9 protein-coding genes are annotated in these 15,990 nt (G+C 63.1%); 6 read left to right on the top strand and 3 right to left on the bottom strand.

The window, feature by feature from the left end:
* Positions 1-87 precede the first annotated feature (87 nt).
* A complete protein-coding gene (gene aceF, locus B0G80_RS08690) occupies positions 88-1,752 on the bottom strand; it encodes a dihydrolipoyllysine-residue acetyltransferase (RefSeq protein WP_116117719.1) in 1,665 nt (554 codons plus the stop codon).
* A gap of 87 nt (positions 1,753-1,839) precedes the next feature.
* Complete coding sequence (gene aceE / locus B0G80_RS08695; protein ID WP_116117720.1) at positions 1,840-4,536, bottom strand: pyruvate dehydrogenase (acetyl-transferring), homodimeric type; 2,697 nt, start codon at positions 4,534-4,536, stop codon at positions 1,840-1,842.
* A gap of 275 nt (positions 4,537-4,811) precedes the next feature.
* Here aceE and fixL point away from each other — a divergent pair, with 275 nt between their 5' ends.
* From fixL to folD, 5 genes are all read left to right on the top strand, one after another.
* Positions 4,812-7,328, top strand: a complete 2,517-nt coding sequence (gene fixL / locus B0G80_RS08700) for an oxygen sensor histidine kinase FixL (protein WP_116119578.1) — start codon at positions 4,812-4,814, stop codon at positions 7,326-7,328.
* Positions 7,325-7,969: an oxygen response regulator transcription factor FixJ gene (gene fixJ, locus B0G80_RS08705; RefSeq protein ID WP_006051254.1), complete on the top strand. Its 645-nt coding sequence runs from the start codon at positions 7,325-7,327 to the stop codon at positions 7,967-7,969. Before fixL ends, fixJ begins: the two co-directional genes overlap by 4 nt.
* A gap of 561 nt (positions 7,970-8,530) precedes the next feature.
* Complete coding sequence (locus B0G80_RS08710) at positions 8,531-9,919, top strand: DUF3300 domain-containing protein (protein ID WP_116119579.1); 1,389 nt, start codon at positions 8,531-8,533, stop codon at positions 9,917-9,919.
* A gap of 19 nt (positions 9,920-9,938) precedes the next feature.
* Entirely contained in the window at positions 9,939-10,880 is a 942-nt protein-coding gene (locus B0G80_RS08715; RefSeq protein WP_116119580.1) for a DUF2950 domain-containing protein, read from the top strand.
* Positions 10,881-11,302: 422 nt separating this feature from the next.
* On the top strand, positions 11,303-12,163 hold the full coding sequence (gene folD, locus B0G80_RS08720; RefSeq protein WP_106309215.1) for a bifunctional methylenetetrahydrofolate dehydrogenase/methenyltetrahydrofolate cyclohydrolase FolD: 861 nt from the start codon (positions 11,303-11,305) through the stop codon (positions 12,161-12,163).
* Between the two features lie 249 nt (positions 12,164-12,412).
* On the opposite strand, the gene B0G80_RS08725 is transcribed toward folD, so the two are convergent.
* Positions 12,413-13,528, bottom strand: coding sequence for an acyltransferase (locus B0G80_RS08725; RefSeq protein ID WP_116117721.1), 1,116 nt, complete (start codon positions 13,526-13,528; stop codon positions 12,413-12,415).
* 324 nt (positions 13,529-13,852) lie between these two features.
* Between B0G80_RS08725 and B0G80_RS08730 the strand changes: the two genes are divergently transcribed.
* Positions 13,853-15,961 carry a M3 family metallopeptidase gene (locus B0G80_RS08730; RefSeq protein ID WP_116117722.1) on the top strand — a complete coding sequence of 703 codons (2,109 nt, stop codon included), beginning with the start codon at positions 13,853-13,855 and terminating at the stop codon, positions 15,959-15,961.
* Positions 15,962-15,990: the final 29 nt, after the last annotated feature.

Here is a 15,990-nt window from a genome sequence, read left to right on the forward strand (position 1 = left end):
GCTAATAGACCGACAAGAAATCAGGTTCTACAGAGAGACGCGGATAACAGAAGCAGAAAGAAACCCGCGCCCCACGCAACTACACGATCAAAGAATCACACGCCGGAAATCGGCAAGAAGCGCCCCAAGATACGCATTGAACCTGGCCGCCGCGGCACCATCAATGACACGATGGTCATACGACAAAGAGAGCGGCAGGATCAAACGCGGCACGAACTGCTTACCATCCCAAACCGGCTTCATCGCACCACGCGACAGACCAAGAATGGCCACTTCAGGCGCATTGATAATCGGCGTGAAGTTCGTACCGCCAATGCCACCCAAAGAAGAAATCGAGAAGCACCCACCTTGCATCTGATCCGGCTTCAGCTTGCCGTCACGCGCAGCCTTCGACAGCTCGGCCATTTCCTTGGCGATATCGATCAAACCCTTCTTATCCGCATCGCGAATGACAGGAACGACCAGCCCGTTCGGCGTATCAGCCGCGAACCCGATATGGAAGTACTGCTTGAACACCAGGTTATCACCATCGAGGCTGGCATTGAACGTCGGGAATTGCTTCAAAGCCGACACCACAGCCTTGATCACGAAAGCCAGCATGGTGATCTTCACACCCGACTTTTCGTTTTCCTTGTTCAACTGCACGCGCAATGCTTCGAGCTCGGTGATATCCGCTTCGTCGTTATTCGTGACGTGCGGAATCATGACCCAGTTGCGATGCAGATTCGCGCCCGAAATCTTCTTGATGCGCGAGAGCGGCTTCGGATCGACCGGACCGAACTTCGTGAAGTCGACCTTCGGCCACGGCAGCAGGTTCAACTCGCCGCCACCGCCCGCGGCCGCCGGTGCGGCTGCACCAGCCGGCGCAGCACGCTGACCGGTCATGACGCCCTTGATGAAGGCGGTCACGTCGGCTTGCGTGATACGGTTCTTCGGACCCGTGCCCTGCACCTGCGTCACATCGACACCGAGCTCACGCGCGAATTTACGCACGGACGGCGACGCATGACTCGCGTGCCGCGCGCCGCCTTCTCCCGCCGGAATCACCGGCGCCTGAGCGAGCGCCGAGGGAGCCGCCGGAGCCGGCGACGGTGCAGCCGGCGCATCGGACGGCTTCTCGACCGCTTGCTTCGGAGCCGGAGCAGGAGCCGCGGCCGCGCCGCCTTCGGCTTCCACGACCACGATCACCGAGCCTTCCGACACGGTATCGCCTACCTTGACCTTCACTTCCTTGACGACGCCAGAGGCCGAGCTCGGCACGTCCATGGTCGCCTTATCGGATTCGAGCGTGACCAGCGACTGCTCTTTCTCGACGCGATCGCCGACCTTCACCGCGACTTCGATCACGGGAATGTCTTTGTAGTCGCCGATATCCGGCACTTTGACTTCCTGCAGACCGCCGCCGCTCGCCGCGGGCGCGGGTGCCGGTGCAGCAGCAGGCGTGGCCGAAGGTGCCGCCGACGGAGCCGGTGCGGCAGCAGGCGCCGGAGCCGGCGCAGCCGCGCCACCTTCCGCACCGTCCAGCACGACGATCAGCGAACCTTCCGACACGTTGTCGCCGACCTTGACCTTCACTTCCTTGACGACGCCAGAGGCCGAGCTCGGCACGTCCATGGTCGCCTTATCGGATTCCAGCGTAACGAGCGATTGCTCTTTTTCGACGGTGTCACCCGCCTTCACCAGCACCTCGATCACAGGAATGTCCTTGTAATCGCCGATGTCCGGCACCTTGACTTCGATCGCTTGACTCATTGTTAGTGTCTCCTGGGCCGCGCACGCGGCCTGCCCCTGCCAACGCAGGAGCGGGCGCGCACGCCATGGCGCACGGGGAATGATGCCTTAGACGGTCATCGGGTTGGGTTTGGCGGGATCAAGGTTGTACTTCTTGAGCGCCTCGGCGACTACCTTGCGTTCGATCGTGCCTTCATCTGCGAGTGCATTCAACGCGGCAACCGTGACCCAGTAGCGGTCGACTTCGAAGAAGTGGCGCAGCTTTTCGCGCGTGTCCGAACGGCCATAGCCATCCGTACCCAGCACGATGAACTTCTGCGGCACGAACGCGCGGATCTGCTCGGTCAGCGCGCGCACGTAGTCGGTCGAAGCGATGACCGGACCTTGTGCGTCTTTCAGCAGCTTCTCGACGTGCGAGAGCTTCTTTTCTTCGGTGGGGTGCAGCAGGTTCCAGCGCTGCACTTCGTGGCCTTCGCGCGCGAGTTCGGTAAAGCTCGGCACGCTCCACAGATCGGCGGCGACGCCCCAGTCGTTCTTCAGCAGGTCGGCGGCGGCGATCACTTCGTTGAAGATCGTGCCCGCGCCCATCAGCTGCACGCGCGGCGCCTTCTTGTCCGCTTCGGCCTTGCGGAACGCGTACATGCCCTTGATGATGTCGGCCGCCACCGAGTCGCCCTGCGGAATCGCCGGGTGCTCGTAGTTCTCGTTCATCACCGTGATGTAGTAGTACACGTCTTCCTGATCCGCGACCATGCGGCGCAGGCCGTCCCGCATGATGACCGCGAGTTCGTAACCGAAGGTCGGGTCATAGCTGACGCAGTTCGGCACCGAAGCCGCCCACAGCAGCGAGTGGCCGTCTTCGTGTTGCAAACCTTCGCCGTTCAGCGTCGTGCGGCCGGCCGTACCACCCAGCAGGAAGCCGCGCGAACGCATGTCGCCGGCTGCCCATGCGAGGTCGCCGATACGCTGGAAGCCGAACATCGAGTAGAAGATGTAGAACGGGATCATGATCTCGCCGTGCGTCGAGTACGACGTCGCGGCCGCGATCCAGTCACACATGCCACCGGCTTCGTTGATGCCTTCCTGCAGGATCTGACCGGTTTCCGACTCGCGGTAGAACATCAGCTGGTCGGAATCTTCCGGCACGTACTTCTGGCCTTCCTGATTCCAGATACCGATCTGACGGAACAAACCTTCCATACCGAAGGTACGCGATTCGTCCGGCACGATCGGCACGATGCGCTTACCGAGCGCCTTGTCTTTCAGCAGGATGTTCAGGATCCGCACGAACGCCATGGTCGTGGAGATCTCGCGGCCTTCGCCCGTGCCCTTCAACAGCGGCTCGAATGCCGACAGTTCCGGCACCGGCAGCGAGTCGGCCTTCTGGCGGCGCGCCGGCAGATAACCGCCGAGGTCCATGCGCTTCTGGCGCATGTACTCGAGTTCCTTCGAACCTTCTTCGAACTTGAGGTACGGCACGTTGACGAGGTCTTCGTCGGCGATCGGCAGGCGGAACTGGTCGCGGAATTTCTTCAGCTGATCCACGTGCAGCTTCTTCTGCTGGTGGGTGATGTTCATTGCCTGGCCGGCTTCGCCCATGCCGTAGCCCTTGATCGTCTTCGCGAGAATGACGGTCGGCTGGCCCTGCGAATTCGACGCTTCCTGGAACGCCGCGTAGATCTTGTGCGGATCGTGCCCGCCTCGGTTCAGGTTCCAGATTTCCTCGTCGGACCATTCGGCGACCAGCGCCTTCAGTTCCGGCGTATTGAAGAAGTGTTCGCGCACATACGCGCCCGACTCCGACTTGTATGTCTGGTATTCGCCGTCGACCACTGCCATCATGCGGCGCATCAGCGCGCCCGACTTGTCGCGTTGGAACAGCGCATCCCAGCGGCTGCCCCAGATGACCTTGATGACGTTCCAGCCGGCGCCGCGGAATTCGCTTTCCAGTTCCTGGATGATCTTGCCGTTACCGCGCACCGGACCGTCGAGGCGCTGCAGGTTGCAGTTGATCACGAACACGAGGTTGTCGAGGCGTTCGCGGCCGGCCATGCCGATCGCGCCGAGCGATTCCGGTTCGTCCGTTTCGCCGTCGCCAAGGAAGGCCCAGACCTTGCGGCCGTCGGTCTTCGCAATGCCGCGCGCCTGCATGTACTTCATGAAGCGCGCCTGATAGATCGCCATGATCGGGCCGAGGCCCATCGAGACGGTCGGGAATTGCCAGAAGTCCGGCATCAGCCACGGGTGCGGGTACGACGAGATGCCCTCGCCGCCCACTTCCTGCCGGAAGTTGTCGAGCTGGTTCTCGGTCAGGCGGCCCAGCAGGAACGCGCGCGAATAGACGCCCGGCGACGAGTGGCCCTGCACGAACACGAGATCGCCGCCATGCTCAGCGGACGGCGCATGCCAGAAGTGGTTGTAGCCGACGTCGTAAAGCGTGGCGGCGGAGGCGAACGAGGCGATGTGGCCGCCGACATTGGTGTCCTTGCCGGCGCGCAGCACCATCGCGATAGCGTTCCAGCGCGTGTACGAGCGAATGCGGTGTTCGATGTCCTGATCGCCGGGGATCTTCGCCTGACGCGAAACCGGGATCGTGTTGATGTACGGCGTGTTGGCCGAGAACGGCAGATGTTCGCCATGCACGCGCGCGAATTCAATCTGTTTCTCAATCAGGTAGTGAGCGCGATCGGGGCCCACAGCAGAAATCACGCCATCCAGCGCTTCAAGCCATTCGCCGGTTTCCTGGGGATCGTCGTCTTTTTCAGCAGCGACATATTTCATGACTTCGTCGGGTACAGCGGACATGCTCGTCTCCTGGATGTAGAGGAACGCTCTTTGAACAGACGACGCGGACGAAGCACGGCCGCGGCAGCTTCGGCCGATTGTAATAAGGGTCCCGACGTCAGCGCAACAAAATTTTCGAATTGCGAGATCGAATCTCATAATGCGGAAAATTGTTGCGGCGCAACCTGATTTGACTGCCGATCGACGGATACGCTGGCTAGTTTGCGCCGATTAATGGTCCTTTCCGCGCTTTTTTGCGCCATTTGCTAGCTTCACGCTGCGCTACAATGCCACGCATGTTGACCGAACGGCTTTTCGCACGCTCGGCGCGCACCGCCGGTTCGCCGACGGATTCGACGCCGTCCTCCCGCTGGCACCATGGACCATGGTGGTCCAATTCCTATTTGCTCACGCCTCTTCTGTCGATCCTGGTGTTTCTGGTCGTCATGAGTCTGATTTTGTGGAGCCTGAACCGGCGCGAACAGCAACAGCAGGAAGACACGCTTTACCGTAATGTGGCGTGGGCGCAGCAGCAGATCCGCCTGTCCATGACCGGCGCGCAGGAACAGATCCAGGCGCTCGCGCGCGATCTGGTTGCCGGCCGCGCCGATCCGCACTCGTTCCAGGTGTCCACCACGGACATCATGCAGGGGCATCCCGAGATCCTCTACATGAACTGGTATACCAGCGCGCAGCAACCGCGCTGGCCCAATACCGCGCTGCCCGTGTTCGGCCAGCGTCTGGCCAAGCCGAACGACGCGCAGATGGACGAAGCCGTCAAAGCCGCCTTCACCGAAGCGCGCAACACGCGCCGCCAGGTGTATTCGCCGCTCATCTACGACGACCTCGGCAACGGCTACATCACGCTGCAAACGCCGGTGTTCCGCGACCGCGACTTCCTCGGCACGATCGCCGCGGTGTTCTCGGTGGAAGGCATTCTCAAGCACGACATTCCGCCCGAGTTGTCCGCCAAGTACAAAATCTCGATCATCGACGTGAACAATCGCGAGTTGACCACCACGTCGACCCGCCCGCGCCTGCCGCGCGACATGTTCTACGACCTGCCGCTCGACCCGCCGGGCCAGGGCGTCTCGGTGCGCGTCTACGCGTTCCCGCAGATGACCAACTTCACCAACAACACACTGGTGTGGCTGGTGGCCGGGCTGTCCTGTTTCGTGCTGTGGAGCCTGTGGAGTTTGTGGAAACACACGCGGCAACGCTTCGAAGCGCAGCAGGCGCTATATGCCGAAGCGTTCTTCCGCCGCGCGATGGAAAACTCGGTGCTGATCGGTATGCGCGTGCTCGACATGCATGGGCGCATCACGCACGTCAATCCGGCCTTTTGCCGCATGACCGGCTGGGACGAAAGCGATCTGGTCGGCAAGAACGCGCCGTTCGCCTACTGGCCGCGCGACGCTTACCCCGAAATGCAGCGCCAGCTCGACATGACGCTGCGCGGCAAGGCGCCCTCTTCCGGCTTCGAATTGCGGGTGCGCCGCAAGGACGGGTCGCTGTTCCACGCTCGCCTCTACGTGTCGCCGCTGATCGACAGCTCGGGCCGCCAGACCGGCTGGATGTCGTCGATGACCGACATCACCGAGCCGAAACGCGCGCGCGAAGAACTCGCCGCCGCGCACGAGCGCTTCACGACAGTGCTCGAAAGTCTCGACGCCGCCGTCTCCGTGCTGGCCGCCGACGAAGCCGAACTCCTGTTCGCCAACCGCTATTACCGGCATCTGTTCGGGATTCGCCCGGACGGGCATCTGGAATTGGCGGGCGGCGGGTTCGATAGCGCACAGGCGTCGTCCGATTCGATCGATATGGTGGACACATACGCTGGCCTGCCCGCCGCCGCGTTGACCGAAAGTACCGCGGATGCGCAGGAAATTTACGTGCAGAGCATTCAGAAGTGGTTCGAAGTGCGCCGCCAGTACATTCAGTGGGTGGACGGCCACCTCGCGCAGATGCAGATCGCGACCGACATCACGACACGCAAGCAGGCGCAGGAACTGTCGCGCCAGCAGGACGAGAAGCTGCAGTTCACCAGCCGCCTGATGACGATGGGCGAAATGGCGTCGTCGCTCGCGCACGAACTGAATCAACCGCTCGCCGCGATCAATAACTATTGCTCCGGAACTGTGGCGCTAGTTAAATCCGGTCGGACGACGCCTGACAATCTGCTGCCCGTGCTTGAAAAAACCGCCCAGCAGGCGGTGCGCGCCGGCATGATCATCAAGCGCATTCGCGAGTTCGTGAAGCGCAGCGAGCCGAAGCGGCAAGCCACGCGCGTCGCCGATATCGTGGCCGACGCCGTGGGCCTCGCCGAAATCGAGGCAAGGAAGCGCCGCATTCGCATCGTCACGGATCTGCGCTCGCGCCTGCCGGTAATCTACGTCGATCCGGTGCTGATCGAGCAGGTGCTGGTCAACCTGCTGAAGAACGCCGCCGAAGCGATGGCCGAAGCCCGTCCGAATGCAGTCGATCCGGTGATCCGCGTCGTCGTGCGGCTGGAGAGCGGGTTTGTCTGCATCAGCGTCGTCGACCAGGGGCCGGGCGTCGACGAAGCAACAGCCGAGCGGCTGTTCGAACCGTTTTACAGCACCAAGTCCGATGGTATGGGCATGGGGCTGAACATTTGCCGTTCGATTATCGAATCGCACCGCGGTCGTCTGTGGGTGGTCAACAACGTCGAATCCGATGGCCACATCACAGGCGCCACGTTCCATTGCAGTCTGCCTATTGGAGAGCCTGATGGCCCGAGCAACGGCGGGGCACAGGCGCCGACACCACAAACCGTTACGGGAGAGCTATGAACAGCCCAGTCACCACACAGGAAACTGTCTTTGTCGTCGATGACGACGAGGCCGTGCGAGATTCGCTGCGCTGGCTGCTGGAGGCGAACGGCTACCGCGTGCAATGCTTCTCCAGCGCCGAGCAGTTCATCGACGCATGGCAGCCGCATCAGCATCCGGGCCAGATCGCGTGCCTGATTCTGGATGTGCGGATGTCCGGCATGAGCGGGCTCGAGCTGCAGGAACGCCTGATCGCCGACAACGCGTCGCTGCCGATCATCTTCGTGACGGGCCACGGCGACGTGCCGATGGCCGTGTCCACGATGAAAAAAGGCGCGATGGACTTCATCGAAAAACCGTTCGACGAAGCCGAGTTGCGCAAGCTGGTCGAGCGCATGCTCGACAAGGCGCGCAGCGAAAGCACCAGCGTGCAGCAGCAGCGCGCCGCGGCAGAACGTCTCGGTAAGCTGACCGCGCGTGAGCATCAGGTGCTCGAACGCATCATCGCCGGCCGCCTGAACAAGCAGATCGCCGACGACCTCGGCATCAGCATCAAGACGGTCGAAGCGCACCGCGCGAACATCATGGAAAAGCTCAACGTCAACACGGTCGCCGATCTGCTGCGACTGGCGCTGTCGAACAAGCCACAACCAGCGCAATAAGCTTCGTACGGCGGGAATCTCCCGAAGAAGGGCCCTTTGGGGACCTCGCCGCGAGACTGTAAGTGACTGCGCATTAACGGCCGGACTATCCAAATGTCCGGCCTGCTTCGCCCTCTTTTTTCCGCCTTCCCTCCTCTCCATTGCACGGCAATCAACGCTGAACGCGTTATATCGACGCACCCGGCGTGCGCACGATACTACGCATTACTCAGCAATTGCTTACACTAATCCGCAACGGGTTATTTCCTCAGACAAGATTGACCGATTCCGACGCGCCCGTTAATTTAGGCAGAACTCCTTAGCAGACATCGCCATGCGATGCTCGACGCTGGAGTGCCATGCTGCGAAACGCCGCATACGGTGTTGCCTGGTATTGCGAAAGAATTGCGATGGCTTGAGCATTTTCCAATGCATCGAGTCGTGTCGACCTCATCGTCCAACCACACACCGGACGCCGCCCCAACGCGTCATTTCCTCGCCGTACTCCTTCGCGGCGAAGCGACGCAGCCCGCGTTACGCACCGACATCTCGTCGTATAAATCCCACGGGGAGGAATTCATCGTGAAACGATCCGGAGCACACGCCATGCGTGTGTTGCTTGTTTGCGCCGTTTTTGCGGGAGCGCCGCTATTGGTCGGACTGGCCGCGCCGAACGCCGTCCATGCGCAAGGTGGCGCAAAGATATCGAGCCAGCAGCTCGATTCGCTGGCCGCCCCTATTGCTCTTTATCCGGACGCGCTGCTCGCCCAGGTGCTGATGGCGTCCACTTTTCCGCAAGCCGTGCAGGCCGCCGCCATATGGTCCAGAGCCAACTCCACGCTGCAAGGCGACAGCGCCGTCAAGGCAGTCGCGTCAGAGCCGTGGGACCCGAGTGTGCAGTCGCTGGTTGCCTTCCCTCAAGTGCTCGCCACCATGGCCTCGAAAGCGGATTGGGTCACGCAACTCGGCAGCGCGTTTCTCGCCCAGCCCGGCGACGTGATGGACTCCGTGCAGCGTCTGCGCAGGCAAGCACAGGCGGCCGGCAATCTGAAGACGACGTCGCAGCAAACGGTCGTGGTCGAACAGAGCACGATTCAGATCGTGCCTGCCAATCCGCAAGTGGTGTACGTGCCGACCTACAACCCGACGGTGGTGTACGGCGTGTGGCCCTATCCCGCGTATCCGCCGGTGTATGTGCCGCCGCCGCCCGGTTATGTGATCGGCACCAGTTTCTTTGCGGGCCTCGCGTTCGGCGCCGGCATCGCGGTGGCGAACGCGCTGTGGGGCGGCTTCGACTGGCACTCGCATGACGTCAACATCAACGTGAACCGGTACAACAATATCAACGTGCACAACCGCCTCGACGTGAACGGCCGCACGACGAACTGGAACCGCAATGCCGACGTCAATCGCAACATCGGCGGCGCGAATGTCAATCGCGGCTTGAACAACGTCGGCAGCGCCCAGCGCGATGCGTATCGCGCACGCGACGACGCCCGCGCCCGGGCGCAGCACACGCTGCAAAGCCGCACGGGCCAGAATCTCGGTGGCAGCGCGAGTCAGCGTGTGCAAGGGATCCATCACGGCGGCACGGCGAACGTCGATTTGCAGAAGCGCGCGCAGAACGTGAATCGGGACAATGCGCTACGCAGCGCCGGCGACGGCAATGCGGCGCGCCAGGACGCCCGGCGCGGCCAGACGAGCCGCGACGCGCTCGCCGGCCGCGGTGGCCAGCAACATGCAAGTGGAGCGAATGGCGACGGTCTGCGACGCACGAGCGGAGGTCCTGGCGCGAACGGTGGCGATCCGCAACAACGGGCGAGCGGAGGTCTTGGCGCGAATGGCGGCGGGGTCCAGCGCAGCGGCGGCACGAGCGGCGGCGGCGGCGGAGGAGGTCTAGGTGGCGGTGACGGAGGCCGCGCCCTGGGCGGTGGCGGCGCAGGCGAACATCACCTCGGCCGCGGCCGTTGAACAAAAAGGAGCGAGTCCGATGATGCATCTATTCTCACGGGGCACACTGCGCGCCCATGCTCTGACGCTTGCTATCGTGCTCGGCACCACCGGTACACTGCTGCTTGCGCCGGTTCTGCTGATCAGCGCGATCCCCGCCCATGCGCAGGCGGTCTATCCCAGCGCGGACGACGCCGCCAACGCTTTCGTCGAAGCCCTCGCCCGCAACGACGAAGATGCGCTCAAGCGCGTGCTCGGCAGCGACTTTCATCGTTTCATTCCAACCGAAGACGTCGGCCAGGACGACATCTACCAGTTCCTTGGCGAATGGTCGAAAAACCATCAGATCGTCGAGGATCCGATCATGGACAACGGGCTCGCCACTGCGCATCTGACGGTCGGCTACAGCGGCTGGACGTTGCCGATCCCACTCGTGCACGGGCGCAACGGCTGGCGTTTCGATCCGCCGGCGGGACGCGACGAGATGCTGACACGGCGCATCGGCCGCAATGAACACGCCGCGATCCTGACCTCGCTCGCCTATCTCGACGCGCAATACGACTATCACAACCTGACCCGGCACTACGCACAGCGCTTCGTCAGCACGCCGGGACAGCACGATGGCCTGTACTGGACGACGGCGCCCGGCGAAGCGGAAAGCCCGCTTGGTCCGCTCGCCGCCACCATGCGCGACGGCACGCAGCCGGAAAACGCGTATCACGGCTATCACTTCCGCATTCTCAGCGCGCAAGGGGCGCACGCGAAGGGCGGCGCGAGGAACTACGTCGAAAACGCCGTGCTGAGCAAAGGATTCGGATTGATCGCCTCGCCGGCCGACTATGGCAAGACGGGCGTGATGAGTTTCATCGTCAACCAAGACGGGCAGGTCTATCAGAAGAACCTGGGGCCACGAACCGCCCGCGCGGCGGCGGCGATCACATCGTTCGATCCGGACTCGGGTTGGCAGGCGGTCCAACCGTAGCGGCTGCGTTCGACGGCTTTGCTCGTGGCTTGGCTTGCCTTGCCTTGGCTTGCCTTGCCTTGGATTGCTTTGCCCTGCTTTGCCCGCCGCACCAAGGCGCGGGCGCGGTCCTGAGCATGGACCTGCCAGCGGCCGCCCCCCGAAGCCGCCGTCCGAACCGCGCGCCCGTGCGCACCAGGGCACACGCGCAAGGCACGCGGCGCCCGTCTGCGCTGCGCCCCGTTGCGCTGCCCCCGTGATCCCCACGCAGCGCCCCAGGCAGGGCCGGTATAATGTCGCACTTTGCAGCGCCGCTTAACCCCGATTCGCGCCGCGCGCTTTTCACGTGCCGACCCATTTCCGTTGAAAAGCGCCATCGCGCGCGGCATGTACAAGCGTCTGCGCCCCGCCCCGCTTTCCAAACTGCCCATCTCGACCCGACCATGACTGCCAAACTGATCGACGGCCTAGCCCTTTCCAAGACCCTGCGCGCCGATGTCGCCGCGCGCGCCGCCGCCCTCACCGCCCGCGGGCATCAGCCGGGCCTCGCGGTGGTGCTGGTCGGCGACAATCCGGCCAGTGAAGTGTATGTGCGCAACAAAGTGAAGGCGTGCCACGACAACGGGCTCGGCTCGTCGTTCGACCGCTATCCGGCCGACCTGCCGGAAGCCGAACTGCTCGCGCGCATCGACGAACTGAACCGCGACCCGCGCATTCACGGCATTCTGGTGCAACTGCCGCTGCCGCCGCATATCGACAGCCACAAGGTGATCGAGGCGATCGCGCCGGAAAAGGACGTGGACGGTTTTCACGTCGCCAACGCGGGCGCGCTGATGACCGGCCAGCCGTTGTTCCGTCCGTGCACGCCGTACGGCGTGATGAAAATGCTCGCCGCTTACGAGATTCCGCTGCAAGGCGCGAACGCGGTGGTGATCGGCCGCTCGAACATCGTCGGCAAGCCGATGGCGTTGCTGCTGCTCGAAGCCGGCGCGACCGTCACGATCTGCCATAGCAAGACGCGCGATCTGGCCGCTCACACCCGCAACGCGGACGTCGTAGTCGCCGCCACCGGCTTGCGCAACATTCTCACGGCAGAGATGGTGAAACCGGGCGCGGCGGTGATCGACGTCGGCATGAATCGCGACGAAGCCGGCAAGCTGTGCGGCGATGTGGATTTCGCGGGCGTCAAGGAAGTGGCCGGCTACATCACGCCCGTGCCGGGCGGCGTCGGCCCGATGACCATCACCATGCTGCTCGTCAACACGATCGAAGCCGCCGAGCGCGAAGCGGCAGCGAACGCGTAAAGCGGTAGAAGAAAAGCCGGCGAAGCGTCTTCGCCGGCTTCGCGGACTTTACGGCCTTGGCGTCGTGCCAGGGTATCGACATTCGTCGGCGCTAACGCGCCCCACAGTTCTCAGCGCTCGCATCGATCCTCTGAACGCCGGTGAAGCACCCTCGCCGGCTTCGCGATCTTGCTGCCTCGGCGTATTGTCAAGGCATCCGCATCCATCGACGCCGCGCGCGCCTCATACGTCAACGCATCTCACCAGATCTCAGCGCACGGCCTGATCGCCAGCCGGCATGCCCGCGGCCAGCGGCGTCGAGGGCCGCGCCAGACGCCCGCGGCACCACTTCAGCACCGGCCGCTCCACGAAGTGCCACGACAGCGCCGCGCACAGCAGAATGAACGGCGCGGCGATCAACACGGCCGTCACATGGCTCAACTGCGGCGCGATGTTCGCGACGCATTGCTGCACCATGAAGCCGTACAGATAGATGCCGTACGAATAATCGTGACGCGGCACGAAGCGCCGCAGGAGCGGCGTCGTGCCGATCCACAGCACGCCATACACGAAGGCCAGATAGAACAGCGGCTGCGCGCCGGCGGTGTCGCGGAACACCAGAAACACCATCGTGAACCCCAGCGCAGTCAATCCGTTGATGTCGATCCGTTCACGCCAGCCGTACAGCAGCATGCCCAACATGAAAAACGGCTCCGGCCAGAACGAATAGCCGTCGGGCGTTTCGCTGAAATCGCGCAAGCCGATCTGCCAATGCGTGTGATCCACATGCAGCATGAAGAAGGTGCAGCCGAGCGCGGCCGCGACCACGACACCGCGCGAGCTGGACAGCAAACCCACCATGCCGGTCAGGAGCACGAGCAGATAGCAGCGCACTTCGACCGGCAGCGTCCAGAGCGGACCGCAAATGTCGACCGGATAACGGTTGTGCTCGAACACGCCGGGCAGCGCCCAGCCGGCCGAGCGCACGATGGTCGAGAAGTTGTCGAGATTGGTCCACGTCATACCGGAAGCGAAATACTCACGCAGCGGCAGCGTCGTGAAAAGCGGACCGACGATGAACACCGTCACCAGCGACCCGGCCGCCACCGCCGGCCAGATCCGCGCGATGCGCAACACGGCGAAGCGCGGCACGGACCGCTGCCGGTCGAAGCTAGCGGTCACCAGCATGCCGCTCAGCAGAAAGAAGGCGTAGACGCCCAGCGCGCCGAAACCGTCGAAACCCAGCGCGTTCTGGACCCAGTCCGTGCTGCCGTCGGGCGCCTGAAGCACATACGAATGGCCATACACGACGGCAACGGCGGCGAACAGCCGCACCAGATCGAAATTGTTGCCCTTGTGCGCGAGAGCGTCCGAAAGCGGATTCATCGATACCTCTTTGCAAAAAACCCCGCCGACCGACAGCGACGCTCCACATTGCCGCATAGCAGCAATCGAAACCGTGCGCTTTCGCACAGAGCACAGCGGCGAATTTCGGCGCGCGGGGCGCTCGGCTGCGATGTCGCGCTCGCGCACCGGGCCGCGACATCGGATAATTTGTCTGCCGACGGATTGGAATCAACGCGCCCTGCCCCAATAATGTCTGTATCGGCTGTTATGGGGCGTCATAGCGCGCGCCCCGAAGGCAGTCCCCTCGGGGGCCGCCCGTCGATGCACCGATTACCCGTTCACCCGCGTCAGACAGGAAGCCTCATGTCCACTACCGCCTCGAATCACGACAATCCGCTCCTCGATTTCTCCGACCTGCCGCGCTTTGGCGAAATCCGCCCCGAACACGTCACGCCCGCCCTCGATGTACTGCTCGCCGATGCGGCCGCCGCCGTCGAGCGCGCTGCCCAGCCGATCACGCCCGCCTCGTGGGCCGACGTGGTCGAACCGGTCGAGCGCGCCACCGAACCGTTGTCGCGCGCGTGGAGCGTGGTCGGCCATCTGAACGCGGTTGCCGACACGCCCGAACTGCGCGCCGTGTACGGCGAGAATCTGCCGCGCGTCACCGAGTTCTGGTCGAGCGTCGGGCAGAATCTCGCGCTGTACGAGAAGTACAAGGCGTTGAATGCCAGCGTCGAGTTCGAATCGCTGACCGGCGAGCGCAAGAAGATCCTCGGCAATGCGCTGCGCGATTTCCGCCTGTCCGGCGCGGAATTGCCGGAAGACCAGAAGCCCCATTTCGCCGAATTGCAGGAGCGCCAGGCGGCGCTCTCGAAAGCGTTTTCCGATCACGTGCTCGATGCGACCAACGCTTACGCGTACATCGTCGAAGCCGGCAATGAAGCGGAACTGGCCGGTTTGCCCGAAGACGTGATCGAAGGCGCGAAGGAAGCGGCCGAACGCGAAGGCAAAACCGGCTACAAGTTCACGCTGCACTTCCCGTCGTATTTCCCGGTCATGCAGTACTCGGAAAATCGTCCGATGCGCGAAGCGATGTATCGCGCCTATGTCACGCGCGCCTCCGAGCTCGGCCCGCAATACGGCAACGGCAAGCCCGAGTGGGACAACACCGCCGTGCTCGCCGACCAGCTGAAACTACGCGCCGAAGAAGCGCATATGCTCGGCTTCAACAACTTCGCCGAAGTCTCGCTCGCGCCGAAAATGGCCGAGTCGCCCGCCCAGGTGATGAGCTTCCTGGAAGACCTCGCCACGCGTGCGCGTCCGCATGCCGAGCAGGACTGGAAAGAACTGCGCGAGTTCGCTGCCAACGAACTGGGCATGACCGAACTGCAACCGTGGGACATGACGTTCGCCGCCGAGCGTCTGCGTCAGAAGCGCTATTCGTTCTCCGAGAACGAAGTCAAACAGTACTTCCCGGAAGACGCCGTGTTCAAGGGTCTTTTCAAGGTCACGGAGACACTTTTCGGCGTGCGTATCCGTCGCGACGAAGCGGCCGTGTGGCATCCGGACGTGCGCTTTTTCCGCGTCGAGAATCAGGACGGCGGCCTCGTCGCGCAGTTCTACCTCGATCTGTATGCGCGCGAAGGCAAACGCGGCGGCGCCTGGATGGACGACGCGCGCGGCCGTCACAAGCACACGCACGGCAGCGTGCAAACGCCGGTCGCGTATCTGACCTGCAACTTCTCGGCGCCGGTCGGCGGCAAGCCCGCCTGCTTCACGCACGACGAAGTCATCACGCTGTTCCATGAGTTCGGCCACGGTTTGCATCACATGCTGACGCGCGTCGATGAGCTAGGCGTGTCGGGCATCAACGGCGTCGAGTGGGACGCGGTCGAACTGCCCTCGCAATTCATGGAGAACTTCTGCTGGGAGTGGGACGTGCTGAGCGACATGACCTCGCACGTCGAAACCGCCAAGCCGTTGCCGCGCGATCTGTTCGACAAGATGCTCGCCGCGAAGAACTTCCAGAGCGGCCTGGGCACGCTGCGCCAGATCGTTTTCTCGATGTTCGACATGCAGTTGCATACCGGCTTCGACGCGTCCGGCACGAAGAACGCCACCGAACTCGCAAGCGAAATCAACGAGCGCTTCCATGTCGTGCCGCAAGCGCCGTTCTCGCGTTGGCCGAATACGTTCAGCCATATTTTCGCGGGCGGTTATGCGGCCGGCTACTACAGCTACAAGTGGGCTGAAGTGCTTTCCGCCGACGCCTACGCGGCATTCGAAGAAGCGGCGCAAACGGCGAGCGGCAGCGTGCTCGATCAGGCGACCGGCATGCGTTACCGCAAGGAGATTCTGGAAGTGGGCGGCAGCCGCCCGGCGATGGAATCGTTCAAGGCGTTCCGCGGCCGCGAGCCGAATATCGACGCTTTGCTGCGTCACAACGGCATGTCGCCGGGCGCGGCGCATTGATCGGTTGATGCAAGCGTCGGCGCTCTGCA

Origin of the sequence: Paraburkholderia sp. BL6669N2 (assembly GCF_003387275.1) — a bacterium.
GTDB lineage: Bacteria > Pseudomonadota > Gammaproteobacteria > Burkholderiales > Burkholderiaceae > Paraburkholderia.